The sequence below is a fragment of the Acidimicrobiales bacterium genome (genome assembly GCA_034521975.1).
Lineage (GTDB): Bacteria > Actinomycetota > Acidimicrobiia > Acidimicrobiales > SKKL01 > SKKL01.
In genome coordinates, this window is sequence record JAXHLR010000003.1 from 21,327 (window position 1) to 45,122 (window position 23,796).

Below are 23,796 nucleotides of genomic sequence, written 5' to 3' on the forward strand. Positions count from 1 at the left end.
GGGATCGTCAACGTGCACCGACCATCACCTCCTCGCGCCGGCCGAACACGCCCTGGGGTCGCCAGATCATCAGGGCCATGAGCAGGAGCCCGGTGACCACGAAGCGCACGGCGAACATCTGCTGGCTGGTGAGCAGCCACTCGGGGATGATCCCCTGATCGATGCCCTCGCGCAGCAACCCTTCGGCAAACAGCAACAGGAACCAGAACATGACCGCGCCGGCCATGGCCCCCTTGATGGTGGCGGCACCGCCGAGGATCATGACGGTCCACACGAAGAACGTCTGCTGGGGCAGGTAGCTGTTGGGATCGACCGCGGAGGCTTCGATGGCGAGCAGCATCCCGGCCAGCGCGCCCATGACGCCGCCGATGCACAGGCTCTGGATCTTGATCACGAAGGCGTTCTTGCCCAGGGCCCTGGCCGCGTCCTCGTCTTCGCGGATGGCCTTGACCACCCGACCCCACGGGGCCCGCATGAGCGCCCACACCACCAGGGTGCACAGGAGGGCGACGGACCAGCCGACCAGCATGACCCAGAGCTGGCGCTCGCCGAAGGTGATCCGCCAGAACCCGTAGTTGCCGGGCGAGATGGGGTTGAGGTCGAAGAAGTCGGTGCTGATGCCCTGCAGACCGAACACGCCACCGGTGACGCCTTCGAGCGCCCGCGACCGGATCGAGATGCGGATGATCTCGCCCACGGCGATGGTGGTGATGGCCAGGTACTCGACGCGGAGCCGCAGGGTGGTGCCGCCGAGCACGAGGCCGAGCACGACCGCGGCCACCATGCCGGCGGGGATGCCGAGCCACAGCGAGAAGCCCGAGTCGACCACGGCGGCCATGGTGTAGGCGCCGATGGCCATGAAGGCGACGTGGCCGAAGTTCAACAGGCCGGTGAAGCCGAAGTGCAGGTTGAGGCCAACCGCGGCGATGGCGAACGCGGCCGCGTTGGGGCCCAGCGCTCCCCGCAGGGCGTCGGCGAAGACCCGGACCAGGTCGTCCATCAGCCGAACCGCTCCCGCACCCCGAGGATGCCCTGGGGCCGCACCAACAAGATGATGACCAGCACCAGCAGGGCGAACATCAGCTTCAGCTCGGCGGGGAACCAGTAGGTGGACAGCTGGGTGACCAGCCCGACGACCAGGCCGCCGAACATGGCGCCGTAGGCGGTGCCGAGCCCGCCGAGGATCACCGCCGAGAACAGCATGAGCAGCACGTGGTCACCCATGTTCCACCGGATCGACTCGGCGATGCCGAAGAACACCCCGCTGAGCCCGGCGAGCGCGCCGCCCACGATCCAGGTGACGATCACGACCCGGCTGACGTCGATGCCGCTCGACTCGGCCAGGTCCTTGTTGACCGACACGGCGCGCATGGCGGTGCCGATGCGGGTGTTCTTCAGGGCCCAGCCGACGGCGACGAGCACAACGGTGGCCGCGGCCATGGTGATCCACGACTTGGGGGTGAGCGACACCGGCCCGAGGCTCCACGAGGACTGGAGGCGGAAGTCGAGGTAGAAGTCGCGCCGGCTCCCGTAGAGCACGAGGTAGAGGTGGCGAACCACCAGACCGAGACCGATCGAGATGACGAGGGCGGCGATGTCGCCGGAGCGGCGACGGCGGACGGGTCCGAAGATCCCGACCTCCCACAGCCCGGCGAAGCCCGCGGACAGCACCACGGCGATCGCCGCAGCCAGCACGAGCGGCATGGTGGGGAAGGGCCCGTAGCCGCGCTCGAGCCAGAAGGCGACGACGGCTCCGAAGGCCAGCAGCTCGCCGTGGGCGAAGTTCACCAGTCCGGTGACGCCGTAGACCATCGACAGGCCGAGCGCGCCGAGGGCGATCATCAGCCCGAACTTGAGGCCCTCGGCGGTGAGGTTGCTCAACCGGTCGAGGCGCGAGGCGAACTCGACCTGGCGTTCGCCGATGGCGAAGATGACGGTGGCCGACGATCCGGGGCGAACGTTGGGGGTGAGGGTGCTGCGGTCGGGGTTCTGCAGCGACACCCCCTCGGGCAGGGTGTCGGTGTCGATGGTGACCGAGACCCGGCCCGGTTCGGGGACGGCGACGGACCAGATGCCTTCCTCGTCGCTCTCGACGGTGCCGATCGGTTCGCCGTCCTCGGTCTCGACGGTGATGGTCACCCCGGTGACGGGGAGCTGCTCCTGGTCCTCGAGGCGACCGCCGACCGACTGCTCGCCGGGTTCGGGGATCTCGACCTCCTCGGCGTCGGCTTCGGGAGAAGGCGCGCCGGGATCCAGATCGGTCTCCTGGGCGTGGGCCGCGGGAACCGAGAGCGCGAGCGACCCGACGGTGGCCAACAGCAGGCCCAGCAGGGTCGCCGCCGTGATCGCCTGGGTTGTGCGCTGGTTGCGGAGGCGGTGTGGCACGGGCGGCGGCTCGGCGGTGGAGGATGCGCAGGGGACCCGCACATCGGGCCCGCTCGGTGGTACAAGCTGCTACAGAGTAGCCAGGCCTGCAAACACGCTGCCGGGCGGAGCAGGTTCGGGGCCCACTCCGCCCGGTCTTGGTGTTGCTGATGTTGTTGGTGTTGCTGATCGTCAGCTGACGAGCTGGCGGCGGCGGACTGCGGCGAGCAGTGCGGCACCGGTCAGCAGGGCGGCGATGGCGACCAGGGTGGTTCCGGTGGTTTCCCCACCGGTGCGAGGCAGGGCCTCGACGACCTCTCCAGCCACCTCAGCGGGGATGTCGGAGGTGGTGGTCTTCTCCACCTCGATACCCTCGACTGCCTCTTCGGGCTCGTCGGTGATGATCTCGTCGGGCCCGGCGGTCGTGGGCGGAGCCTCGGTGGTGGTCGTGGCCTCGGTGGTGGTCGTGGCCTCGGTCGTTGTGGTCGTGGCCTCGGTCGTTGTGGTCGTGGCCTCGGTCGTTGTGGTCGTGGCCTCGGTCGTTGTGGTCGTGGCCTCGGTCGTTGTGGTCGTGGCCTCCGTGGTGGTCGTGGTCACCTCGGCGAAGCGGACGCCGTAGTGGCTGAAGCCATCTTCAGGGACGGTTCCGGGGTAGTCGACCTCGATGCCCTCGAGCGGACCCTCGAAGGGTCCGACCTCGACGACGCCCATGTCGCTCGACTCATCACCCTTCTTCAGGCACAGCCAGACCTCGTAGCCCTCGTTCACGTCGAGGACCAAGGGACCGTCATCGGGCGTGAAGGTGATGCTGCCCCAGTCACCACTGGTGTTGCCCTCGTGGTTCTGGTCGTAGGCCGGGTGGTCCTTGCAGGTGTTGTAGTCCTCGTCGGCCGAGGCGAAGCCCCCTGTGGGGGCGAGTGCGAGGACGAGCGCCAGTACTGCGACCAGTGCGATCCTCTGTGTGAAGCGTGTCGATGTCCTCATCGGAGCCTCCTCCGTCCCGTGGGTGACGGACGAAAGGCGAACCCTTGGCCCGCCACCCTGGTGGGTGGTTCCCGGGGCCGGGTTCGCCTTGGCTCCTCACAGGCGCTGCGACCAGTCCAGCCTGTGGATCGATGCTTCCCCGAGTGCATCTCGGGAGTCGTGGCGCTTCCGGGGTGCTCTCAGCGGGGGTGAACTCCTGGTTCACCCTCTGTGGTAATGATACGCCCGGCCGCTACGAAGGGTGAGGGTACTTCGACCTTTGTTCGGCCGTTTCTCGGCGGTTCAGGCGTCGACGCCGAGGCGGTCGAGCACCTCGTCGAGCGGAGCGACCATGCCGGTGTAGAAGGCGCCGAACTCGCCGTAGTGGGCCGAGGCGGTGTCGTAGCGCATGGTGTAGACGACCTCTTTGAGATCATCGGGGTGCACGCCGAAGAGGGTGACGCCCCACTCGAAGTCGTCGAGCCCGGTCGAGCCGGTGACCACCTGCAGGATCCGTCCCGCGAACGTGCGGCCCGACGCGCCGTGCTCGTACATGAGCTCCTTGCGCTCGTCGTAGTCGAGGGTGTACCAGTTCGCCCCGACCCACCGGCGCTTGGACATGGGGTAGAAGCACCAGGCGTGCTTGCCCTCGGGTGGGAGCTGGGGGTGCAGGCGGGCCTGGAGCATCTCCTCGGGCATGCCCTTGGCGTACTCGGACACCTCGGTGAGCGACAGGTACGAGTCGGCCAGCTCGAGGCCCGAGCCCACCAGGGCGGTCTGCAGGTCCCGCAGCCGCCACAGGTCCTCGGACAACGCCATGATCGCCAGGTCGGCCTTGTGGCCGAACACGGCGACGGGCACGACCTGATCGCCGTCGGCCTGCGCCTTGGCGACGGCGGTGATGATGTCGTCGCGGCGGGTGTTGGCGGTGACCTTGAGGAACAGGTGCAGGACACCCAGCCCGGTGGTCGGGGACAGCGGCTCGGAGGAGGACGGCACGGTCATGGCCTCACCGTAGCGAGTCAGGTGCTCCCGTCGGCCAGCCACGTCGCCTACCCGTCTACGACTCGCACCTCGCAACGCGGACCGGGAGCCCTGGCCAGGCGACGGTCACTGGTGAGCAGGGGGCAACGCAACGTCTCGGCGAGTGCGACATAGGAGGCGTCGTAGGGACTGAGATTGGCCTTCAGCTCGGCTGCTCGGAGCATGAGCGCGAGCATCGGATAGCGAGCGACGGGCACGGCGAGCAGGTCGTCGACGGCGGCTCCGAACCGCTCCTCTCCGAGGTCACCGGCGAGCCAGCGCTTGCGCAGCACAGCCAGCACCTCCACGTCGATGAGCCCGGGAGAAGCCAGGTCATGGCCTCGCAATGCTTGTCGTGCCCGCGTTCCTTCAAGTCCGTCGTCGCCGATGGCGTTGGCCAACACCGACGCGTCGACGACGATCACTCTCGCCCGCGGGCCGACTCGAGGTCAGCCACGGCCTGGTCGAAGCCGATCCGACCTCCGTGGCGCTCATCGGCGATCCGGTCGAGCACCTCGTCGAGGTCGGGGTGGGCGGCGATCCGACGCAGCTCGCGTGCGAGGTACTGCTGGAGCGACTGTCCAGCACGCTCGGCTCGTCGCTGCAGCTCGGCGTGGACGTTGTCGGGGACATCTCGGACGAGGACGTTCGGCATGCTTTCATTATGCAAGCGCGATCTGGGACTGACAACCCTCGACGGTCAGGCGCCCCGAAGGGTGACCACGGCGTTGTAGTCGGGGACCTTCGAGCCGGGTTCGCGGTCGTCGGGGCCGGCGGCGATGAGCACGTTGCCCTCGGGCCAGTGGACCTGCAGAGTGCGCTCGGGCAGGCGCACGACCCGCAGGTGACCCTCCATCGACCCGACCTCGTTCTCGAGCACCACGGGGTCGCCGTCGGCGAGGCCGAGCGAGGCGGCGTCGGCTTCGTCGATGTAGACGGCGTCGCGGGCGGCGCCGGTGAGGGGATCGGTCTCGGCCAGGATCATGGAGTTGAACTGCTTGCCCCGGCGGGTGGCGACGGCGAAGCGACCGGCGGGCAGCTCGGTGCGGGTGGGGGTGAGCGGGGTGAACCGGCCCCTTCCGCTGGGGGTGGGGAACTCGCCGCCGGCGCAGAGGTGGCGTCCGCCCCACTGGATGGCGTCGCCGGTGTCGGCCAGGGTCTCGATGCCGGCGTAGGTGGGTACGATCCGGGCGATCTCGGCCCGCAGGTCCTGGTTGGTGGGCCACGAGAAGCGGGGGCGCAGGTCGGGGCGCACCCGGTTGGCGACGTCGGCGAAGAGGCGCCACTCGGAGCGGGCTTGGGCGGGTGGGCGGAGGATCTCGGGGGAGAAGGCGACCCGTCGTTCGGTGGTGGTCTCGGTGCCGCCGCCTTCCTGCTCGTAGCGGGTGGCGACGGGGAGCAGGATCACGTCGTCGCCGGGCACCAGCATCTGCGACGACACGACGATGTCCTGGTGGACCCGCAGCGGCACCGCTTCGAGGGCGTCGCCGACCCGGGCGGGGTCGGGCAGCACGTCGAGGAAGTTGCCGCCCGACATCCACAGCACGTCGAGGCGGCCGTCGGCGGCGGCGTCGACCATCTCGGGGGCGGTGAGTCCCGGCTGGTCGGGGATCTGGAACCCCCACCGCTCCCCCAGCGACGCTGCGTTTGAGGCGGTGACGTCGTGGCCGCCGGGCAGCGAGGTGGCGTAGGCGCCCATCTCGGCGCCGCCCTGCACACCGGAGTGGCCGCGGATGGGCATGAGCCCGGCACCGTCGCGGCCCACGTTGCCCCGGGCGAGGCCGAGGTTCACGATGGCCCGCACCCCGTCGACCGAGTCGCGGTGCTGGGTGATGCCCATCGACCACAGCAGGATGGCGGCGTCGGCCGCGGCGTACTCGTCGACGAAGGATTCGACGTGGGCCCGGGTGAGCCCTGCGGCCTCCAGGAGGTCGTCGAGGGGCTGGGCGTCGAGGGCGGCGACGGTTTCGTCCCACCCTTCGGTGCTGGCGTCGATGAAGGCCCGGTCGATGCCGTCGCGTTCGATCAGCACCTTGAGGGCGGCGTTGGCGAAGGCGACGTCGCCGCCGGGGCGCACGGGGATGTGCAGGTCGCACATCTTGGTGCCGAACAGGGCCGATTCGGGGCTGGAGGGCACCCAGTAGCGGTCGAGTCCGGGTTCGAGGTAGGGGTTGACGACCACGACCCGGCATCCGCGCCGGCGGGCCTGGTAGAGGTACTTCATGAACACCGGCTGGTTGTTGGCCGGGTTCGACCCCCAGAGCACGACCAGGTCGCTCTCGATCACGTCGGTGAGCGAGCAGGTGGAGGCGGCCACGCCGATCGACGCCTTGAGTCCGAGGGTGGAGGGGGCGTGACAGACCCGGGCGGCGGAGTCGACCGAGGCGATGCCCATGGCCCGGGCGGCCTTGCCGGCCACGTAGTAGGTCTCGTTGGTGAGGCCCCGGCTGGTGAGGTAGAGGGCGGTGCGGTCGCCTCCGGCGGCGGCGATGCCACCGGCCAGCGCGTCGAGGGCCTCGTCCCAGCTGATGCGGTGGAAGCCACGGTCGCCCCGGCGGCGGCGCATGGGGTGGCCGAGCCGGCCGAAGCCCCGCAGTTCCTCACCGGTGCGCGAGCGCAGGACCTCGGCGTCGGCGAGGACGACGGGGTCGAGCGGGTCGGCGGTGTTGAGCTCGAGCAGGCGCAGCCGGGTGGTGCAGAGGTGCACGCCGTCGATGGTCCAGTCGTGGAACCCGGCGACGCCGAGGGCGCAGCCGTCGCACACCCCTTTGCGGAGGATGTCGAGGGCCCGCTTGGGGTGGGCGAGGTTGTCGAGGGCGACCTCGGCCATCTCGCGGTAGTGGTCGGGCTTCTGCTGGCCGATGCCGTTGGGGGCGAGCCCGGCCCACAGCTCGGGACGGATGGTGAGCCCGTCGGGCCGCCTCATCGGGCGAACCGCCTCATCCGGCGTTCTCGCCGTCGAGCCGAGCCGGCGTAGAGGCGCAGGGTGCCGCCCCGGGCGAACCCGGCGAGGGTGATGCCGGCCCGGCGGGCGACCTCGACGGCCAGGGCCGAGGGGGCGCTGACGGCGACGACGGTGGAGAACCCGGCGGCCCACGCCTTCTGGACGATCTCGAACGAGGCCCGGCCGCTGACCGCCAGCCCCAGCCCGTTGGCGGGGACGGTCCCCTCGAGGACGAGGCGGCCGACGATCTTGTCGACCGCGTTGTGGCGGCCGATGTCCTCGCGCACCAGCACCGAGTGCCCGTCGGTGTCGAAGGCGGCGGCGCAGTGCACCGCACCGGTGTCGGAGAAGAGGTCCTGGTCGTCGCGCACGCGGTCGGGCACGGCGGCGAGGACCTGGCTGGAGAAGGCGGTGGGCGAGGCCAGGGGGGCGATGCGGTCGACCAGGTCGTCGATGGCGGTGGATCCGCACAGGCCGCAGGAGCTGGAGATCGAGCCGAGGCGGGCGACGGGTTCGGGGGCCCGCCCGCCGGTGGAGACCGACACCACGTTGAACTTGGTGTCGACGGCCGAGCCGGTGGCGCAGTAGCGGACGGTGTCGACGGCGGCGTCGGCGAGGAGGCCCTCGGCGTGGCACCAGCCGACGGCGAGGTCGAAGTCGTGGCCGGGCGTGCGCATGGTGGTGGCGACGAGGTGGTCGTCGAGGCGGATCTCGAGGGGTTCCTCCACCGCGAGGTTGGCCGGGGCGCGCGACACGGTGCCCTCGGCGGTGTCGAACACCTGGGTCAGATAGGTGGTGGTGCGGCCCCGTCCCACGGGGGTCAGGGTATCGGAGGTGGTCCCGGGCGAACCCGGGCGGTCCCGGGCGGGCGATCCCGGCACTGGGCCGTTCGACCTACTAGGGTGACTCCAGCCACCCAGAGTGGCGCCACTCTTCCCCTCCGACACCGAGCCACGAGGAGCACACCGATGGCGATCGCCGCCCGCCTTGGCCTGCGCCGGAACCGCGACGACCGCGCCGCTGCCGACGACGGCGCGATCGACCTGTTGTCGTCGTCGTTCCTCGGCTACAGCGCCGACGGGCGGGGCTGGGACCCAGCCGGCCAGCGCCTGATCGATCCGGTCGGCGACGACGATGCCCACTTGGCGCACCTCAGCGGCCGGGCCTACGCCGCGGTGCGCCGCGACGGCGGTCAGGTGATCGTGGTCAGCCTGCTCGGTCGTCACGAGGCCCGGGTCACCCGCTTCGACCAGTCGGGCACGGTGCCGGTCGAGATCCGCGAGTTCCGCGAGGTCGACGACCGGTTGTGGCTGCGCGGCATCAAGCGCACCAACGGTGGCGACACGGTGCCGGCCGACCAGCAGATCACCGACTGGTTCACCTGGGTGCGGCCCGACACCTCGGCCACCTGGACCCGCTTCGATCAGCAGTCGCCCCAGGGTCGGGCCCACGAGCTGCGCCTCGACTGGAACCCCGGCGCCCACTGGTACGACCACCCCGCCTTCGGCGACTACGACGAGCTCGTCGGCGAGGCCAACCTGCTGGGCCGCCTGTGGCCCGACGTCGAACCCCTGGCGTTCCGCGGCCGCTGAGCGCCGCGGTCGCTGAGCGGCTCAGCGACCGGTCACGGCACGAGTCGCCGAACCGTCGATCGCCCGTCCGCGACAATGGGGGGATGAACCTCGATCGGGTCAGCGTGGTCATCCCGGTGTTCAACCGGCCGGCGATGGTCGTCGAAGCGGTCGACAGCGTCCTCGACCAAGAAGGGGTTGAGGTCGAGGTGATCGTGGTCGACGACGGTTCGACCGACGACACCCCGGAGGTGGTCGACCGACTCGCCGAGGTTCTGGGAGTGACGGCACTGCACCAACCCAACCGGGGCCCGGCGGCAGCGCGAAACGCCGGTGTCGCCGCCTGCACGGCACCGTGGCTCGCGTTCTTGGACTCCGACGACCTCATGCTCCCGGGACGCCTCCGCCGCCAGCTCGACGTGCTGGGCGAGACACCCTCGGCCAGCGCGGTGATCGGGCTCGGCCGGATCCAGATCGATCCGGGTGTCGAGCTCCCCGTCGAGATCGCGACTCGACCCCCTGGCGATCGGGAGACGTCCTTCTACACGATCTCGATGCTCTTGGCCCGCCCCCTCTTCGAGGAGCTCGGGGGGTTCGACGAGTCGCGACCGGTCGCCGAGGACTCCGACTTCCATGCCCGGCTGGTGGCGGCCGGCCACCGGGTCCACAAGCTCGATGAGCCGCTGTTCGTTCGGCGTGTGACCGGCGACAACCTGATCTATGGCATCGACTACCGCTGGGAGATGTTCGACCTCATCCGCCGACACCGGCGCTCGAGCTGAGGGTCCGCTGCACCAACGGTTCTCGTGCTGCCCTACGATTGGGCAAGCGGACGCATCGGCGTCCACGAGTCGCGGGAGGGTCTTGCTTGCTGCACCAGAGGTACCAGTTGAACGCGCAGTCGATCGTGGCCGAGGAGCTCGACGGAGAGGTCATCGCCATCGACATGTCGTCCGGCGTCTACTACAGCATGTCGGGCTGGGCGGCATGGGTCTGGTCGGCACTGGCCGCCGGCGCAACGCCCACCGAAGTGGCATCGATCCTCTCCGAGCGCGCCTCAACCCATGCCGCCTCCGACTCCGAGGAGGCTGTCGAGGCGTTCCTCGACCAGCTCCGCAGCGAAGGGTTGCTCGCCGAGCGTGGAGAGGATCGCGCCCCCGACCCGTTGCCTGACACTCCGGCCGGTGCTGATGCTGGAGACCTCCGGGTCGAGCGCTACACCGACATGGAGGACCTCATCCTCCTCGACCCGGTTCACGACGTCGACACCGCGGCCGGCTGGCCCAAGCCTGCCCCCGTCGAGTGACCGACGAACTCTCGACGAGGTTCACAGCCGAGCTCCAGCGGTCGTGGGAGGCCGCGTCGACGGGCACCGAGGTCTTCGACCGGGCGGTCTCGATCGCGGGGCTCACCTTCTGTGCCACCGCGGCGGGCGATTACCTCCTGGATCGCATCTGGCCCGCTCTCGGTCACCACGAAAGGTCCACGAACACGGCGAACCTCACGCTGCGGATGTGGGAGCTTCGGTCGAGCAATGCACCGAGGCCATCGCTGCCCACCGCCTTGTTCACCGACGATGGGCGGTTGAAGCACCACGGCGATCTGGGTGAGGTTCGGGTCCACTTCGACCCCGACAGCCAGATGCTGGTCGCCTTCGACCGTCGGGCCGGGCTCGCCTGGTGCTGCGTGGAGGATATGGCCCAGATCACCTGGTGGGAGCGGGCGGCGCCGTTGCGGCGGCTGTTCGCGTGGTGGCTGGAGCTCCATGGCCGTCCGATGATCCACGCCGCCGCGGTCGGCAGTCCCGACGGAGCGGTCCTGCTCGCGGGTCCCAGCGGGTCGGGCAAGTCGACCACCGCTCTGACGGCTGCTCGCGCCGGTTTGGGCTATCTCGATGACGATCACACGGTGGTCAGCTGCCACCCGTCACCGCGGGTGCACTCTCTCTTCTCCACCGCGAAGCTCCACCTCGACAGCCTCGACGGCGACCGGTCGTTCGCCAGCTACCTGCTCGATCCGGTCGGCGAGGGAGCCAAGGCAGTGGTGAGGATGGACCGGGTGCCGTGGGTGAACCTGGTCACCTCGGCTCCGGTGGCGGCAGTTGCCGCGATCACGGTGAGTCCGACCGGCACCACTGAGCTGCGGCCGGCGAGCCCGGGACAGGTGCTCGGTGCCCTCGCGCCGTCGACGATCCTTCAGCTGCACGGAACCGGCGCCGCGACCCTCTCGGCCTTGTCCCGGCTGGTGCGACAGGTGCCTACAGCCACCCTCGAGGTCGGATCCAACCCCGATGAGGTGGTCGCGGCGGTCAGCAGGCTCACCCGCGGCAGTGTGGAGTGGTGACGCGTTGGCGGGTCAGCGTGGTCATCGCGGTGCGCGACGGTGAGCGCTACCTGGGCGAGACGCTGGAGTCCATCACCACCCAGAGCCGCCCGGTCGACGAGGTGATCGTCGTCGACGACGGATCGACCGACGCGACGGTGCCGCTCGCCCGGTCGTTCGGCGAGACCGTGACGGTCGTGGAGCAACCAGCCCGGGGAGCGGGGTCCGCCCGGAACACCGGCATCGCCTTGGCGACCGGCGAGGTGCTGGCATTGTGCGACGCCGACGATCTGTGGGTCCGTTCCAAGACCGAGCGCCAGCTGGGGATGATCGAGGATCCGAGCCTGGCGGTGGCGGTGTTCTGCGGGGTGGAGGAGTTCCTCAGCCCCGACCTCGACCCCGACGCACGTCGTGGCCGGGCCCCCCGCACGCTCACCGGCCCGACCCGGATGGCGTCAGGGCTGCTGGCCACCCGCGCCGCGTTCGACGCGACGGGACCCTTCCGTGAGGTCGATGGGGCCGACTGGTTCGACTGGTGCTCGCGGTTGGCCGACGCGGTGCCCGCGGTGCGCCACCATCCAGAGGTGCTGCTCCGCCGGCGTCTGCACGCGAACAACAGCACCCTGATCGGTGGCGACGCCTCGGCGGCACGGCTCGCGGCGGTTGCGGAGCATCTGCGTCGCCGGCGCGGGGCGCAGGGGTGAGACGGCCGGGGCGGCTGGGCACCGGCTGGCCCGACGAGGTCGACCTGTCCCTGGTGCGGGCGGCGCTGGGCCCGCCGGATCGGACCCTCTCGGAGTGGGAGCGCTTCACCGGCGCGGTGTCCCTCGCCGACGATCACGTCCCCGAACGGCACCGGCTCCTGTCCGCCGTCTGGGGCCAGCTCCACCACGGAGCTCCCGGCCACCGCGACCTTCCGGTGCTGAAGGGCATCTCCCGCCGCACGTGGGTGAACAACCAGCGAGCGCTGTCCACCCTCGCCCGCGCCGTCGAGGCGCTGGGCTCGGGCTCGCGACCTTGGGCGCTGGCGCCGCACGCTCAGCTGGCGCTCGGCGACGACCTGGGCTGGCTCCCGTCCGACCCGCTCACGCTGCTCGTCCCCGCCGTGGAGGTCGATCCCGTCACCGCCGCCCTGGTCGGGGCGGGCTGGTCGACAACGAGGGGTCGTGGCGCACCCTGGGTTCGGCCCCGGGTGGTGCGCGACCCGGCCGGCGGCGAGCTCCGGTTGTTGTCACGTGCCGGAGTCTGGTTGGTCGAACCGGACGAACCGCATCGGTCGCTGGATCCACTGCTGGAGGCGGCCCGCCCGGCCACGGTGGGGCAGGCGACGGTGCCGGTCCTGGACCCGGCCGATGCGCTGGTCGCGCTCTGCTCAGAGGGTCCGACGCCGGGTTCGCCGGTTCCGCTGCGGTGGATGGTGTTGGTCGCTGCACTGGTCGGGGGGACGGACCTCACCCCAGAGCGGGTGGCTGCCACCAGCCGACGGTTCCGGATCGAGCCGCTCGTGCGGGGCGCGCTCGAGTTCCTCTCCGAGGTGGTGGATGTCGGCGATGCCGACCAGCTCCGTGCGCTGGTGCCGGAGGGCGGTACCGTCGGGCACCGGCAGTTGGACCGTGCCCTGGTGGCCCGGCGGGGGCCGGCGGCCGGACTGCGAGCGGAGTGGGTGCGCAACCGCCGATCCTGGTCCGGGCGCGAAGCGGTCACCCGCCTTCCCGGCTTCTTGACCTCACGCTGGGGGCTCGACTCGGCCTGGCAGCTCCCCGGTGCGGTCGCCGGCCGCGTCACGGCGACGGTCGGGCGCAAGCCATTCCGAGGTTGACGCCCTCCGGCTCGAACAGGGTGTCGGCCCGCTCCCGGCGGAGGCGAGGACCGTCCCACCTCTCGCCGACAGACTCGGGCCGGCGAGCTGGTCCAGGGATGGTTCATGCCCTTGGAGGCGTCGGCCACCTACGCCGAGTCCGGCACGGAGGTGCGTGGCCCCGAGGTCACCACCCCGACCACGGTCGCCGTCGACTTGACCGTTCGATGCTCCGATGAACGACGCGAGCTGACCTTCGATCGCGGCCAGGCTGCCTATGAACGCACCCCCATGGACGGCGAGCTGAATCCTCATTTGGTCGAGAGCTACGCCGAGGCCGTCGGAGCGACTGACGAGCGTCGGCTCCTGAAGGCACGCGGTCTGATCCTTGATGATGACCGGACCACCGTGGGCAGCATCCTCCTCTTCGGGATCCAGCCGCAGGCACAGTTGCCGCACGCCCATGTGCGCGTCGTCCGCCATCGTGGGACCACCGCCGAAACGGGCACCCGCCAGCAGATGCTCTCCGACATTCGCATCGAGGGTCCTATCCCCCATCAGTTGGCGGAGGCTCGCAGCGTGATCAAGGAGCAGCTTCCTGTCCGCCAAGCCCTCGGCGCCGACGGCCGTTTCGGTCCCGTCGGGATCGTTCCCGAGGATGCCTGGATGGAGGGACTCGTAAACGCCGTCGTGCACCGCTCATACTCGACATCCGGGGACCACATCAGGGTCACTGTCTTTGACGACCGCATCGAGTTCGAGAGCCCAGGGCGTTTCCCGGGTGTGGTCGACATCGCTGACCCCCGTGCGCTCACGCGCTTCGCACGCAATCCTCGGATCGCACGCGTGTGCGCAGATCTTCGCTTCGGCCAGGAGCTCGGCGAGGGCATCCGCCGCATGTTCGAGGAGATGCGGCTGGCCGGCCTCGCCGACCCCGAGTACCACCAGACCGCGGGAAGCGTCCGACTGACGCTCCGCGCCTCACCAGTTGACAGGGCCCTCGACGCTCGGCTTCCCGCTCGCTGGCGGCAGGCGATGCAGATCATCCGGGACAGCGGCAGGTCCAGCACTGGCGAGGTGCAGGATTCCCTCGGCGTGTCCCGGCCGGTGACGATCCGCCTGCTGCGAGCGATGGAGGAGGCGGGGCTCATTGCCTGGATCGGGAAGTCCGAGCGAGACCCTCGCGCCTACTGGGAACCTCGGGTTGAATGACATTCAGGTACTTCCAAGGGTGCCTTGCCAACACCGAGCGGGCGGAAGTCACCCCGCTCTCAAGTCGAATTTAGAGCAGGTTGAGAGCAGCCAGCTCGCGGGCGAGCACGCCCGGCTCGAACATGGGGTTCGCCCGCTCCCGGCGGGGGCGGGGACCGTCCCACCTCTCGCCGACAGACTCGGGCCGGCGAGCTGGTCCAGGGGTGGTTCATACCCCTCGAGGCGTCCGCCACCACCACCTTCTCCGAGTCCGGCACGGCCCTGGCCGCGCTACCCGTTGCGGTCGACGAGTTTCCAGGCGGTCGGCAGCAGCAGGGCGGCGGCGAGTGCTTTGATGGCGTCACCGGCGAGGAAGGGATACACGCCGAGCTCGAGGCCGGTCGCGAGGTCGACATCGAGGAACGCCATGAGCCATGGCAGCCCCGCGGCGTAGATCAGCAGCGATCCGAGGCACGCCGCCGCGAACGTCGTGAGCACCGACCGGTCAGCGTGTCGGCGGGCGAGCGCGCCGACGGCGATCGCGGCCAGCACGTAGCCGACGATGTAGCCGAACGAGGCGAACGACCAACCCGAGGTCTGCGACGCGAAGATCGGTGCACCCATGACGCCGAGCGCGAGGTACAGCGTCGTGCTGAGCGCCGCTCGTACCGGTCCGAGCGTGGCGCCGCTGAGCAGCACGGCGAAGGTCGCCAACGACAGCGGTACCGGCGTGAACCACAGCGGCACCGCGACCTGGCCGGCGACGATCAAGAACGCGGTGCTGCCGAGCACAAGGGCGACATCGCGGGTCCGCGAGGCCGGGATCAGGTCGGCGAGCACCAGCCGGCCCGGAGCAGTCGTGGTGGTGGCAGCGGTCATCAACATCCTCCTGAACAGCGTTCATTGAACGACGTTCAAGTTAGGCTGCGGGGCGCGTTCGGTCAACAATGGAGCGATGACCGACCGGATCACGCCGGCAGACGTCGTCGGCGTCGCCCTCGAACTGCTCGCCCACGGCGGCCTGCATGCACTCGCCATGCGTCGGATCGCGACCGAGCTGGGCGTGCAGCAGAGCGCCCTGTACTGGCACTTCGACAACAAACAGCAGTTGCTCGCCGCCGTCGCCGACCAAGTCGTCGCCCCCGTCTCGGTCCCTGCCAGTGCGGACTGGTCGACCCGGGTCGAGGCGTTGGCGTCGCGGCTGCGCGACGAACTGCTCCGGTATCCCGACGGGGCGGAGCTGGTCGCCACCGCCTTCGCGTTTCGCCTCGGCGCGCGCCAGCCGTTCCGCCAGTTCGCCGACGAACTGGCGGGCGGCGGCCTGGGGCTCGACGACGCGGAGATCGCGGCGTCGGTGCTCTTGCACTTCGTCCTCGGCTACGTGACCGACGAACAACAACACCACCAAGCGGCCGCGCTCGGAGCGATCGACCCCGCTGGCGACGGACACGACACACAGTCGACCCACGACCGATTCGTCAGAGCGCTCCGCCTGATCGTCAGCGGCATCGACGCGCAGCTGCGGGCAACGTAGCTGGTCACCGCACCGGTTCGTGCTGCGCTGCCCGTGAGACCAGCTTGGGTAGTAGACTACTCATATGGGTAGACTACTACACGAGACGGGAGGCAACCCATGGACCTGACACAGCCGATCCGCTCGGTGGTCCCCGGTGTGCGCGGCGAAGTGCTCGCGGTGCTGGCCAGGACCGATCGTCCCCTCACCGGGCGGGGCGTCGCCGAACTGACCAATGGCCGAGCGAGCGCGAAGGGAGTGAACCTGGCCCTTCGGTCGCTGACCGACGCCGGCATCGTGCTCGTGGAGGACCATCCGCCGGCCAAGCTCTATCGGCTCAACCGCGACCACCTGGCGGCGGGGGCGATCGGTGAGCTCGCTTCTCTGCGCACACGGTTGATCGATCTGATGCGCGAGCAGCTTGCCGGGTGGGACCCATCACCGGCTCAGGCGTGGCTCTTCGGTTCGGCGGCACGCGGCGACGGCGATGAGGACAGCGACATCGACGTCCTGGTTGTGGCCCGCGACGCCGCCGACCTCGACGATCCGGCATGGATCGACCAGGTCGAGGCGTTCGGCGCCGTCGTCCGCGCTTCCAGTGGAAACGCCTGCTCGGTCATCGAGTACACGACATCGGAACTCGACCAGCTGGCCGATGACGGTGGACGTCTCGCTCGCGATCTTCGCCACGAAGCCATACCGCTGGCTGGCCGCTCAGCACGTCGACTGGAGCAGCCATGAGCGCAACGAGCGAAGCGCGTGCCCATCTCAACAAGGCGCAAGAGTTCCTCGATGCGGCCGAGATCAGCGCCGACCTCGAACTGTTCAACGCCGCCGCGTCCGCCGCGGTGACCAGCGGCATCAACGCCAAGGACGCTATCTGCCTCGCGCTGACCGGCCGCAGCAACAAGACCGACGCCCATGCTGACGCAGTGGCAGAGCTCAAGGCGGCCCACTCGACATTGGGAGGTGCCGCCACTGCATTGGGTCGTCTGCTCAGGCTCAAGTCGAAGTCCCAGTATCAGAGCGTCGACGTTGCCAGGTCGGATGCGTCGAAGGCCATCGAGTGGGCGGCCAGACTGGTCGACACGGCCGCCCGCGTTGTCACCCGACAGTGATGGAGGCTTCCCACCACCAGGGCGGACGGCGGACCGGCGACCGTCGGTATCGCAAGTACCGCACCACGGCGTCGGACTGAGCGTCTAGCCCTGGGCTAGTCGATGTCGGGACCTGGTGACGGGGGCTGAAATGCCGACCATGGTGTCGATGCGGCCGAGGTCGGTTTCCCAGGTCAGGACTTCTCGTTCGACCAGCACCTCAGGGGTGATGTCGTCTCCGGCGAGGATGTACTCGACCTCGTGGAACTCCAGGTGGTGGACCCACCGCTCCGGGTCAAACACGTGACCGCCGGAGATCGGTCGCGACGCGAGGGACGAAGCGGCGTCTTGTGGGGGAACTCCCAGGGGACGTCGTCCTCGGTGGGAGGCTCAGCGTCCTTCAGCATCTCGCGCCACTCCTCGAAAGTGAGTTCGCGCAGCAGCGGCCGTTCAGCGATCCGCTCTTGGTCGCGCTCCCATCGCCTGCTGTGCTTCATGGGCTCCATGATAGGGGGCCTTTGTGTCGGCGGTACAGGGAGCACGGGCCAACCGGGAGCTCAGAGCCCGAGGGCGGTGCTGATCCGGTTCTTCAGCTCGTCGGAGTCGGCGAAGAGCACCACCAGGCGCTGGCGGGTGACCTGACCGCTCGACAGGGCATCGAGCCAGTGGTGGTAGCCCCCAGGATCGGGATCACGGCCGAGGGCGTGCTGGTAGAGCAGGGTGATGAACTCGCCGTCGTCGTCGATGCCGAAGGTGCGCGCACGTGACACGCTGCGCTCCGGTAGGGTGCTCGCGGCGGCCGTGCGTCGGCGCTGACCAGGGTCATGGCTCCCCGGTGGCTGGAAGGGTCCCACGTAGGGGTCAGAACGATGAACATCGCAGGAGTTGATGGCGGCGGGAAGTCGAGGCGATGAGCGCGCTCATCGTCGAGGGCGTTCCCGGCATGCGACGTGTCCTCCGGGGTCACCTGCGCGATCGAGGCGTGGAGGTGAGGACAGCGGGGTCGGTCGGCGAGGCCCGAGAGGAGATCGGTCGCCAATCGTTCCTCGTGGTCATCGTCGATCTGGTGCTGCCCGACGGTTCTGGGCTCGACGTGCTCGACACGCTCCGTGGTTCCGGATCGGTGGCCCACGTGATCGTCATGAGCGATTCCCCGGCCGACGCTGATCGCGTCGCCGCGCTCGAGCACGGTGCCGACGACTACGTGGTCAAACCGTTCCTGATGCGCCAGCTCGCGGCGCGCGTCCTTGCGGTCAGGAGGCTCGTCGATCCCGTCAACGACGCTCGGCTGCACATCGGTGCCGTCGTCGTCGACCTGCGGACCCGCGACGCGCAGGTAGATGGTCGACGTCTCGACCTCACCGACAAGGAGTTCGACCTCCTCGCCTATCTCACGGCGCGACCGGGGCACACCTTCAGCAAGGCCCACCTGCTCTGGGCGGTGTGGGGTGCGGACGCCGGTCTCTCGCTGAGGACGGTGGCCGACCACATCCGCAAGCTTCGGACCAAGGTCGAAGACGACGCTTCCCGGCCACGCATCCTGCGCACCGTCCGCGGCTCGGGGTACCGGTTGGAGCGATCCGACCAGGACCATCCTGACGGTGGCGCCGGCCCGGGCCCGGTTGCGGGCTCGCTCGTCCATGTCCAGGGCCGCATCGTGAAGGCCGACCAGGCCACCGCCACACTCCTCGGGTTCGACGCTGCCGGCGAGCTGACGGGTCGCCAGATCTTCGAGTTCGCCACACCGGGTGACATGGAGCCCGCTCGGCAGCGCATGGCGGCAACCGCACCCGAACCGCGACCGCGCACTCAGCTGATCGATCTGGAACACACCGACGGCACGCAGGCTTCGGTCGAGGTCGCGTCGGAGCCTTGCCTCTGGAGGGGCAGCAGCGCCGAGCGCCTCCGGTTCACCCACGTGCCCGACGTGTCGGCCCGGCTGCGACGTCTCGTCACCGGCGTCTTGAGCGAGGTGGCCGACGCGGTGATCATCACCGATCTCCATTTCCACGTGCGCAGCTGGAACACCGCCGCCGAACGGCTCTACGGCTGGAGGGAGGAGGAGGTGCTGGGACGCCACGTGCTCGACGTCCTGCAGTGGGCCGGCGATGCCGGTGCGCTCGCCGCGACGTGGGAGGGCCTCGAGGTCAGCGGACGGTGGCGAGGTGAGAGCCAACAGGTCACGAGAGACGGTTCGACGATCGGGGTTCTGGCCTCCACCACCTTGCTTCGAGACGACGACGGTGGCCCGGTACTCATCGTGTCGGTCAATCGTCCGATGCCGCCCGAGGCGACAACCCGCCAGGCTCAGGACGCACTCGACGACGAGGAGATCCGTCTCGGACTGGAGAACGACGAGTTCGAGGTGTACTTCCAGCCCGTGGTGGCTCTCGCCGACGGTTCGGTGCTCGCCATGGAGGCACTGGCCCGCTGGAACCACCCGACGCGCGGCCTGCTGGCGCCGGACAGCTTCATTCCCGCAGCTGAGCGCAGCGGAGCCATCGTCGAGCTCGGCGGCGTCGTTCTCGAGAAGGCGTGCATCCAGACCGCCGAGTGGCGGCGGGCGGGTCACGAGATCGACGTGACGGTCAACCTGTCGGCCCGGCAGCTCTCCCACCCCGAGTTCGTCGACCGCACCACCGCCGCGCTGGCGTCATCGGGCCTCGAAGCCGGCCGCTTGTGGCTCGAGGTGACCGAGACCTCGCTCGTCGAGGAGGTCGACCGTGCCGGCGAGGTGCTCTTCCGCCTGGCCGACCTCGGCGTGAACATCGCGATCGACGACTTCGGAACCGGCTGGGCCAGCCTCACCTACCTGCGGAGCTTCCCGATACACGCCCTCAAGATCGACAGCAGCTTCGTCGCCGGCGTCGGCCGCAACGTCAACGACACGGCGATCGTCCGGTCGATCCTGTCGCTTGGCACCGACCTCGACCTGTTCGTGATCGCCGAGGGGATCGAGACGCTCGCCCAGCAGAAGGTGTTGCAGAGGTTGGGATGCACCCTCGGCCAGGGATTCCTGTACGCCCGGCCCGCCCCGGCAAGTGCCGTGTCGATCGGCGAGCGACGCTCGGCTCACCCCCTGTCGACGACGTCCACGTGGCGTCGACGCGGACCACACCGCCGCCAGGTCCCATCCCGGCCGACGATCGACCCGGTTCGTCATCTGTCGACGGCCCAGATCGTGGCGGCGGAATCACGACGGGACGACGACTCGTCGTAGCGGTGCCCGGACTGGCTGGAGGGCGGCGCTACCCGGGGCGGCCGCCGGCGTCGGTGAGCTCGAGGTCGCGGTTGCCGGTGGTCTCGACCGCCACCAGGGGCTGGTCGCCCAGCCGCACGTCGATCTGCAGCCGGTCGGGATGGAACACCGGTTGGGCGTCCCACACCAGCCGGTAACCGTCGGTCGGCGCGTGGCCGAACAGGTCGAGCTCGATGGTGGTGGTCTCGCCCGGGTAGAGACGGCGGCGACGAGGTGATGACGGGTGGTGGCCACAGAGATGCTCCCCGGTTGCGTGGCGTGACTGGACGGGCACGCTGAGCGCAACCCCCGCCTGCTCACACGCCCCAGATGCCGCCGACTGTTTGGCCGCGCCCCAGAACGATCTGGAGCCGGGAGCATCGAGCGCCCGGATAGCCTCCGCTCCCATGCGTGTCGGCGACTCTCCAGCCCGGTGGGGCGGTTGGTGACCGCCGCCCCGTCTGCACCACGCTCCATCGCGGTCGCGGTCGCCACACGTGAACGACCGGTCGGGTTGTCGAGGTTGCTGCGGTCGCTCGATGAGTGCGAGCTCCCTCACGGTGTCGAGGTCGAGGTGCTCGTGGTCGACAACGACCCGGGAGGTGGGGCGCGTCGGACCCTCGATGACCTCGAGCTGGGCGTGGCGGTCCGCTACGTGCACGAGCCGCGCCTGGGCATCCCCTTCGCCCGGAACCGGGCGCTCGACGAGACCGGCGGCTTCGACCTCATCGCGTTCGTGGACGACGACGAGGTGGTCGAACCCGGGTGGCTGGTGGCGCTGTATGACACCCTCGTTGGCTACGACGCGGACGCGGCGACCGGTCCGGTGGCCTACGAGCTTCCTGACCACACCCCCGAGTGGGTGCACCGGGGCGGGTTCTTCGAACCGCCCGACCTCGCCGACGGCGAACTTCGATCGTGGGCGGCGACGAACAACGTGCTGGTCCGGCGGGCCGCGCTGGTGGAGCGCGGGCTCCGGTTCGACGAGACACGCCCGCTCTTCGGCGGCACCGACCGGTGGCTCTTTCGCGACCTGGCGAGTCGAGGGGGCACCATCCGGTGGTCACAGCAGGCGCTCGTCCGCGAGATCGTGCCGGCGAACCGCACGACGGCCCGGTGGCTCGCGAGGAGATCGTTTCGGGTCGGCATCGGTCTCGCGATGGAGCAGCGGCGCACAGAAGGCCTGGCGGGTGCCGCCCGCGTCTCGCTGCGGGCGGCGGGGGGTCAGTGCCGCTACGCCGTCCGCCGCCTGCTCCTGACCAGGCGCGAGGGCCGGGCGTCAGCGGTTCACGCCCTCCGTGCCCTTGCCCAGGCCGTTGGGCGGGTCTGTGGCCTGTTCGGGATCTCCTTCGCCGAGTACCGCCACGTCGACGGCGAGTAGGGGGAGCATCGGCGGCAGCCGGCGGCCTCCGGGCGCCCAGCTATCCTCGCCTCCCATGCACGTTGCACCGGTGAGGCTGTTGTGGACCGGAGGGTGGGACTCGACCTTCCGGCTCTTGCAGCTGTGTCTCGTCGAGGGCCGCGAGGTGCAGCCGATCTATGTGATCGACCCCGACCGGCCGAGCACACGGACCGAGCTGTTGACCATGAGGCGCATCCGCGAACGGATCGTCGAGCGAGGCGCGGGCGGTCTCGTCTCGCCCACCGAGGTGCACGTCCGTACCGACTACGAGGTCCCCGACACCGTGAGCGAGGCCTTCGAGCGGGTCGCGGCACGGGTGACCGTCGGCACCCAGTTTCGGTGGCTCGCCGCGGTCGCCATCGCCAACGGCTGGCACGACGTCGAGATCGGGATGCACCGGTGGGAGAGCGCGCGCCCGTTCACCGAGCTCGCGTTCGGCGGACAGGTCTCCGCTCATCCCACGATCGCCGACCCCGATGTGCGCCAGCTGCTCGGCGCGTGGTCGTTCCCGCTGCTCTCGCTGTCGAAGCGCGACATGGGTGCCATCGCCGAGCGGGAGGGGTTCCTGGACATCTTGTCGCTCCGATGGTTCTGCCACCACCCGATCGCGGGACGCCCATGCGGCTTCTGCGTTCCATGTGTCGATGCCCGGCAGGAGGGCGCCGCGACAGGGTCCGCCTTCTTCAGCAAGCCGGTCATCCTCATGCTGAGGGGCTGCCGGTTCATGCTGCACCGATACCGCAGGGCCAGGACCTTCGCCGAACGGGCCCGGCAGAAGCTGGGCGGACGAAAGAAGCCTGCCGAGTCACACAGTTAGCAGAGCCCGGTCGAGAGCGACTGCGATCTGTGCGACTCTCAGGACTCTGCTCGGGTGCGAGTCCTGCTTCACCGTGTATCCGGCGAGTTCCTGTGCCCGGTCCACAGCATCTCGAGGGAGTACGGCCAGCTGGGTCAGGGCAGCTCGCGTTCGCACCTCGGCCGTCTGCCACGGTCCTGGGCTCGGTGCCCCGGGACGATGTCCACGCACCTTGTGATGCAGGGCGAAGGCAGCGCCGACGGCTGCGGCGGGAAGGAGGTTCGCGCGAGGTCCGAGGCGAGGAATCTGGCCTTCGGACCGGGGCACCCACCCACTGCGCCCCATGGCGTGGCCGAAAGCGCGATGGAAGAAGACCCGGTTGAGCTTCTGTACCTCGGGAACCACCGACACGCACTGCGCGACGTTCCCCATCAGGAACGGGGAAGCCGACCGGAGTCGAGCGCGGTTGGAAGCGAGGAACCCGTACGCCGGCTTGTCCGAGAGCGGCCAGATCTCCAGCCAGGAGGACAGATCCTCCGCTGGCCGCATCGACTCGATCAGCGCAGCCTTTCGGGCGACTCGATCGGCCACCGCCGAATCGAGCTCTGGGTCGGCGAAGCCCGCGTCAGTCCTGGCACGAGCGAGCCCCAGAGCCACTCCGCGGTAGGAGCGCTGCCGCTGGCGAAGGTACGCCGCCTTCAGCAGGATGTCTGCGCCAAAGCCATCGAGAAAGAGATCGACCTCGAGGTTCTCACAGAGCCCGCTCGAGTGCGCATGCGCCAGATCCACGCCGGGTCCGACGTCCTCGACAAGCTCTGTGAGGGCTCGGGTGTAGTGGTCGGGGGCCCGGTAGCGGATCGCGAGTGGGAGGCTGAGCCGTCGCGCAGCCAGGTCCGCGAGCCGGTACTCGCGGTTGAGGGCATCGAGAAATATCACTGCCTTCAGCTCGCCATCTTCAGGAACGCGCTCGCTGGCCAGCGCTCCGATCACCCGCGAGTCCTCACCACCGCTGAACATGATCGTGGTCCGCGGGTGGTGCCCAAGCAACCAATCCAGGTTCTCCACCATCGCGTCGCGGGTCGCATCGGCGACGTCACCGAGCTCATCGGTGGTGATCGACCCATTGCGTGTTGGCCGCCAGTAGGAGTGACCTTCGAGGTTTGCCGGCATCCCGGCGTCACCGGGTGGAAGCTCCAGGATCCGTCCCGGCCACATGCGCTGGACGTCTTCGTAGGCGGTGTGTGGCGAGGTGATGGCACCGCGCTCTGCGAACTCCCGGATCGAGGTCTCGTCCACTCGCCCGCGCCCGGCGACCCTGGCGACATCCACCAACTGGGTCCCGATGCACCAGTCCCCGCGACTTCCGACGAGGGTCGTGGTGTAGACGGGGATCGAGCCCATGTGATCGACGAAGCACAGGAGCCCCTCACGCGACAGGACCATTCCTGCAAGGTGCCCCGTGAGCCTCGTTCGCAACGTATGACCCAACTCAGCCGCCGTAGGATCCACGACTTGTAGCGACAGCGCGATCGCTCGGGCGTCGAGCCCCCCGGCCCGGCTGCCTGCGAGCACGA

At 69.6% G+C, this 23,796-nt stretch carries 26 protein-coding genes; 13 read left to right on the forward strand and 13 right to left on the reverse strand.

Features of this window, described 5'->3' with window-relative positions; genetic code table 11:
• Nucleotides 1-7: 7 nt before the first annotated feature.
• The 8 genes from U5K29_02290 to fdhD all read right to left on the reverse strand — a co-directional run bounded on the left by U5K29_02290 (nt 8) and on the right by fdhD (nt 8,109).
• Nucleotides 8-1,000 carry a branched-chain amino acid ABC transporter permease gene (locus tag U5K29_02290; GenBank protein ID MDZ7677362.1) on the reverse strand — a complete coding sequence of 331 codons (993 nt, stop codon included), beginning with the start codon at nt 998-1,000 and terminating at the stop codon, nt 8-10.
• A complete protein-coding gene (locus U5K29_02295) occupies nt 1,000-2,385 on the reverse strand; it encodes a branched-chain amino acid ABC transporter permease (GenBank protein ID MDZ7677363.1) in 1,386 nt (461 codons plus the stop codon). The genes U5K29_02290 and U5K29_02295 overlap by 1 nt, the downstream gene beginning before the upstream one ends.
• A gap of 171 nt (nt 2,386-2,556) precedes the next feature.
• Entirely contained in the window at nt 2,557-3,348 is a 792-nt protein-coding gene (locus U5K29_02300; protein ID MDZ7677364.1) for an LPXTG cell wall anchor domain-containing protein, read from the reverse strand.
• A 282-nt stretch (nt 3,349-3,630) separates the two neighbouring features.
• Nucleotides 3,631-4,332, reverse strand: coding sequence for a chlorite dismutase family protein (locus U5K29_02305; protein ID MDZ7677365.1), 702 nt, complete (start codon nt 4,330-4,332; stop codon nt 3,631-3,633).
• Nucleotides 4,333-4,379: 47 nt separating this feature from the next.
• Nucleotides 4,380-4,775: a type II toxin-antitoxin system VapC family toxin gene (locus U5K29_02310; GenBank protein ID MDZ7677366.1), complete on the reverse strand. Its 396-nt coding sequence runs from the start codon at nt 4,773-4,775 to the stop codon at nt 4,380-4,382.
• The gene (locus tag U5K29_02315) at nt 4,772-5,005 is read right to left on the reverse strand and encodes a hypothetical protein (GenBank protein MDZ7677367.1); all 234 of its coding nucleotides are present in this window, start codon (nt 5,003-5,005) and stop codon (nt 4,772-4,774) included. The genes U5K29_02310 and U5K29_02315 overlap by 4 nt, the downstream gene beginning before the upstream one ends.
• Nucleotides 5,006-5,050: 45 nt before the next feature.
• Nucleotides 5,051-7,276 (reverse strand): molybdopterin-dependent oxidoreductase, encoded by a 2,226-nt coding sequence (locus tag U5K29_02320; protein ID MDZ7677368.1) that lies wholly within the window; start codon nt 7,274-7,276, stop codon nt 5,051-5,053.
• On the reverse strand, nt 7,273-8,109 hold the full coding sequence (gene fdhD / locus U5K29_02325; protein MDZ7677369.1) for a formate dehydrogenase accessory sulfurtransferase FdhD: 837 nt from the start codon (nt 8,107-8,109) through the stop codon (nt 7,273-7,275). Before fdhD ends, U5K29_02320 begins: the two co-directional genes overlap by 4 nt.
• 153 nt (nt 8,110-8,262) lie before the next feature.
• Here fdhD and U5K29_02330 point away from each other — a divergent pair, with 153 nt between their 5' ends.
• The 7 genes from U5K29_02330 (at nt 8,263) to U5K29_02360 (ending at nt 14,197) form a co-directional block, all read left to right on the forward strand.
• The gene (locus U5K29_02330) at nt 8,263-8,886 is read left to right on the forward strand and encodes a hypothetical protein (GenBank protein ID MDZ7677370.1); all 624 of its coding nucleotides are present in this window, start codon (nt 8,263-8,265) and stop codon (nt 8,884-8,886) included.
• A gap of 83 nt (nt 8,887-8,969) precedes the next feature.
• On the forward strand, nt 8,970-9,647 hold the full coding sequence (locus tag U5K29_02335) for a glycosyltransferase family A protein (GenBank protein MDZ7677371.1): 678 nt from the start codon (nt 8,970-8,972) through the stop codon (nt 9,645-9,647).
• Nucleotides 9,648-9,733: 86 nt separating this feature from the next.
• On the forward strand, nt 9,734-10,171 hold the full coding sequence (locus U5K29_02340; GenBank protein ID MDZ7677372.1) for a PqqD family protein: 438 nt from the start codon (nt 9,734-9,736) through the stop codon (nt 10,169-10,171).
• Nucleotides 10,168-11,208 (forward strand): hypothetical protein, encoded by a 1,041-nt coding sequence (locus U5K29_02345; GenBank protein MDZ7677373.1) that lies wholly within the window; start codon nt 10,168-10,170, stop codon nt 11,206-11,208. Before U5K29_02340 ends, U5K29_02345 begins: the two co-directional genes overlap by 4 nt.
• Entirely contained in the window at nt 11,205-11,891 is a 687-nt protein-coding gene (locus U5K29_02350) for a glycosyltransferase family A protein (protein ID MDZ7677374.1), read from the forward strand. The genes U5K29_02345 and U5K29_02350 overlap by 4 nt, the downstream gene beginning before the upstream one ends.
• A complete protein-coding gene (locus U5K29_02355; protein ID MDZ7677375.1) occupies nt 11,888-13,006 on the forward strand; it encodes a hypothetical protein in 1,119 nt (372 codons plus the stop codon). The genes U5K29_02350 and U5K29_02355 overlap by 4 nt, the downstream gene beginning before the upstream one ends.
• 270 nt (nt 13,007-13,276) lie before the next feature.
• Nucleotides 13,277-14,197, forward strand: coding sequence for an ATP-binding protein (locus tag U5K29_02360; GenBank protein ID MDZ7677376.1), 921 nt, complete (start codon nt 13,277-13,279; stop codon nt 14,195-14,197).
• Between the two features lie 270 nt (nt 14,198-14,467).
• Here the strand turns inward: U5K29_02360 and U5K29_02365 are convergent, their stop codons facing one another.
• The gene (locus tag U5K29_02365; GenBank protein MDZ7677377.1) at nt 14,468-15,055 is read right to left on the reverse strand and encodes a biotin transporter BioY; all 588 of its coding nucleotides are present in this window, start codon (nt 15,053-15,055) and stop codon (nt 14,468-14,470) included.
• 76 nt (nt 15,056-15,131) lie between these two features.
• Here U5K29_02365 and U5K29_02370 point away from each other — a divergent pair, with 76 nt between their 5' ends.
• The 3 genes from U5K29_02370 to U5K29_02380 all read left to right on the forward strand — a co-directional run bounded on the left by U5K29_02370 (nt 15,132) and on the right by U5K29_02380 (nt 16,807).
• A complete protein-coding gene (locus tag U5K29_02370; protein ID MDZ7677378.1) occupies nt 15,132-15,710 on the forward strand; it encodes a TetR family transcriptional regulator in 579 nt (192 codons plus the stop codon).
• Nucleotides 15,711-15,809: 99 nt separating this feature from the next.
• A complete protein-coding gene (locus tag U5K29_02375) occupies nt 15,810-16,430 on the forward strand; it encodes a nucleotidyltransferase domain-containing protein (GenBank protein ID MDZ7677379.1) in 621 nt (206 codons plus the stop codon).
• The gene (locus U5K29_02380) at nt 16,427-16,807 is read left to right on the forward strand and encodes a HEPN domain-containing protein (protein ID MDZ7677380.1); all 381 of its coding nucleotides are present in this window, start codon (nt 16,427-16,429) and stop codon (nt 16,805-16,807) included. Before U5K29_02375 ends, U5K29_02380 begins: the two co-directional genes overlap by 4 nt.
• Before the next feature lie 84 nt (nt 16,808-16,891).
• Here U5K29_02380 and U5K29_02385 read toward each other — a convergent pair whose 3' ends face one another.
• On the reverse strand, nt 16,892-17,089 hold the full coding sequence (locus tag U5K29_02385) for a hypothetical protein (GenBank protein MDZ7677381.1): 198 nt from the start codon (nt 17,087-17,089) through the stop codon (nt 16,892-16,894).
• 254 nt (nt 17,090-17,343) lie between these two features.
• On the reverse strand, nt 17,344-17,556 hold the full coding sequence (locus U5K29_02390) for a DUF4214 domain-containing protein (protein MDZ7677382.1): 213 nt from the start codon (nt 17,554-17,556) through the stop codon (nt 17,344-17,346).
• Nucleotides 17,557-17,696: 140 nt separating this feature from the next.
• On the opposite strand from U5K29_02390, the gene U5K29_02395 reads away from it, so the two are divergent.
• Nucleotides 17,697-20,006 (forward strand): EAL domain-containing protein, encoded by a 2,310-nt coding sequence (locus U5K29_02395; protein ID MDZ7677383.1) that lies wholly within the window; start codon nt 17,697-17,699, stop codon nt 20,004-20,006.
• A gap of 28 nt (nt 20,007-20,034) precedes the next feature.
• Here U5K29_02395 and U5K29_02400 read toward each other — a convergent pair whose 3' ends face one another.
• On the reverse strand, nt 20,035-20,433 hold the full coding sequence (locus U5K29_02400) for a hypothetical protein (protein ID MDZ7677384.1): 399 nt from the start codon (nt 20,431-20,433) through the stop codon (nt 20,035-20,037).
• Nucleotides 20,434-20,469: 36 nt separating this feature from the next.
• Here U5K29_02400 and U5K29_02405 point away from each other — a divergent pair, with 36 nt between their 5' ends.
• On the forward strand, nt 20,470-21,405 hold the full coding sequence (locus U5K29_02405) for a glycosyltransferase family A protein (protein ID MDZ7677385.1): 936 nt from the start codon (nt 20,470-20,472) through the stop codon (nt 21,403-21,405).
• Nucleotides 21,406-21,460: 55 nt separating this feature from the next.
• Nucleotides 21,461-22,243: a hypothetical protein gene (locus U5K29_02410; GenBank protein MDZ7677386.1), complete on the forward strand. Its 783-nt coding sequence runs from the start codon at nt 21,461-21,463 to the stop codon at nt 22,241-22,243.
• On the opposite strand, the gene U5K29_02415 is transcribed toward U5K29_02410, so the two are convergent.
• Entirely contained in the window at nt 22,232-23,665 is a 1,434-nt protein-coding gene (locus U5K29_02415) for a hypothetical protein (GenBank protein ID MDZ7677387.1), read from the reverse strand. The two genes, U5K29_02410 and U5K29_02415, sit on opposite strands and share 12 nt — an antisense overlap.
• Nucleotides 23,666-23,796 lie beyond the last annotated feature (131 nt).

Bases quoted from the DNA above. Each gene is read 5' to 3' on its own strand.
- U5K29_02290 (MDZ7677362.1), bottom strand. From the start codon at position 1,000: ATGGACGACCTGGTCCGGGTCTTCGCCGACGCCCTGCGGGGAGCGCTG.
- U5K29_02300 (MDZ7677364.1), bottom strand. From the start codon at position 3,348: ATGAGGACATCGACACGCTTCACACAGAGGATCGCACTGGTCGCAGTA.
- U5K29_02305 (MDZ7677365.1), bottom strand. From the start codon at position 4,332: ATGACCGTGCCGTCCTCCTCCGAGCCGCTGTCCCCGACCACCGGGCTG.
- U5K29_02315 (MDZ7677367.1), bottom strand. From the start codon at position 5,005: ATGCCGAACGTCCTCGTCCGAGATGTCCCCGACAACGTCCACGCCGAG.
- U5K29_02320 (MDZ7677368.1), bottom strand. From the start codon at position 7,276: ATGAGGCGGCCCGACGGGCTCACCATCCGTCCCGAGCTGTGGGCCGGG.
- U5K29_02330 (MDZ7677370.1), top strand. From the start codon at position 8,263: ATGGCGATCGCCGCCCGCCTTGGCCTGCGCCGGAACCGCGACGACCGC.
- U5K29_02335 (MDZ7677371.1), top strand. From the start codon at position 8,970: ATGAACCTCGATCGGGTCAGCGTGGTCATCCCGGTGTTCAACCGGCCG.
- U5K29_02360 (MDZ7677376.1), top strand. From the start codon at position 13,277: ATGGACGGCGAGCTGAATCCTCATTTGGTCGAGAGCTACGCCGAGGCC.
- U5K29_02365 (MDZ7677377.1), bottom strand. From the start codon at position 15,055: ATGACCGCTGCCACCACCACGACTGCTCCGGGCCGGCTGGTGCTCGCC.
- U5K29_02370 (MDZ7677378.1), top strand. From the start codon at position 15,132: ATGACCGACCGGATCACGCCGGCAGACGTCGTCGGCGTCGCCCTCGAA.
- U5K29_02375 (MDZ7677379.1), top strand. From the start codon at position 15,810: ATGGACCTGACACAGCCGATCCGCTCGGTGGTCCCCGGTGTGCGCGGC.
- U5K29_02380 (MDZ7677380.1), top strand. From the start codon at position 16,427: ATGAGCGCAACGAGCGAAGCGCGTGCCCATCTCAACAAGGCGCAAGAG.
- U5K29_02395 (MDZ7677383.1), top strand. From the start codon at position 17,697: ATGAGCGCGCTCATCGTCGAGGGCGTTCCCGGCATGCGACGTGTCCTC.
- U5K29_02400 (MDZ7677384.1), bottom strand. From the start codon at position 20,433: ATGGGAGCGGAGGCTATCCGGGCGCTCGATGCTCCCGGCTCCAGATCG.
- U5K29_02410 (MDZ7677386.1), top strand. From the start codon at position 21,461: ATGCACGTTGCACCGGTGAGGCTGTTGTGGACCGGAGGGTGGGACTCG.
- U5K29_02415 (MDZ7677387.1), bottom strand. From the start codon at position 23,665: ATGGTCCTGTCGCGTGAGGGGCTCCTGTGCTTCGTCGATCACATGGGC.